This window comes from Streptomyces chiangmaiensis (genome assembly GCF_036281785.1).
Lineage (GTDB): Bacteria > Actinomycetota > Actinomycetes > Streptomycetales > Streptomycetaceae > Streptomyces > Streptomyces chiangmaiensis.
The window spans coordinates 1-969 of record NZ_JAYWVC010000634.1 but is presented as its reverse complement, the minus strand read 5'-3'; the positions used below and the strand labels follow the sequence as shown (position 1 = coordinate 969).

Sequence of the window (969 nt, the reverse complement as noted above, 5' to 3'; positions counted from 1 at the left end):
CGCGTTGGCACGTGAACGGAGCATCATTTTCTGCAGGTTACGGACCTTCTTCAGATCCCCGGCCTGCGATGCCGCGAAGATCCGCTGCCTCAGACGCCGTACGTCCTTCTCAACCGTCCGCCACTGCACGGCGTCCCAGCCGAGCGGCCCGTCCTCGGGTCCGTTCACCGCAGCCGTCTCGGTTTCGACAGATCCGTCTCCACCGTGGCCATGGTGTCCAACTTGTCCCTCGGTTCCCGCGTCGTTCGTCATCGTTCTTCGCAGGCTCACCCGACCCGCGTCGGCGCCCTTTCGGGCCGGAGCGCGAGCTCCTATCCGGCCAGTTATGCGGGAGCCGCTGACGGAGAAATCAGCCTCGGGCTCCCGGTTTCCTGCTGCCTTTCGGCTACCGGCATTCGCTTCTCGGGTCGTCCTGCACCCGCCACGGACATCCGCGTTCCTCACGGTCCGCCTACCAGGCCAGCGCACGCCCGCCTGGACCGTGACGGGGTTGTCACGTTCCGCATGAGTGAGATACGACCGGGTTGGGTGCCCTCTGTACCCCGGGGACGGTGGTGCGCTCCCGGCTGACCTAGCTTCCCCAGCCGGCACCCGCCGCCTCGCAGCGGCCGGCCCCTGTTCTCCCGCTGCTACATCCCATCGGCGGAAGTCTGGATGACGAGGCATCAACGAGGGTTCATGTTCTTCACCCGTCCGGTCTTCCCCAGCCTGTAATCCACGGATGGAACGCGGATCCTTGGGCCTGTTCCCCGGGCTTCGCACGCCGCAGTTACCCGCAGCGCACGCCGAGGCGGGGACGGTCCTTGCGCACGGGACCGGGCACTACACCTTCGACATCAGTCGAACCTCCTCTGATGAGTTCCACTCATCTCATGCGACCTCGTGTCGCACGGCCAGGCTCCAGCAGTTGACGTCCTCGAGTTCCATCAGCATGCCCCGGGTCATCCGTGCGAACGTCTCCCGGGTCTC

The 969-nt window shown here is 65.9% G+C and carries 1 protein-coding gene; it reads right to left on the bottom strand.

From position 1 onward, the window contains the following. Nucleotides 1–252, bottom strand: a 252-nt coding sequence (locus VXC91_RS47410) for a reverse transcriptase N-terminal domain-containing protein (RefSeq protein WP_408057640.1), incomplete at its 3' end; no start/stop codon positions are given. Between the last annotated feature and the right edge of the window lie 717 nt (nucleotides 253–969).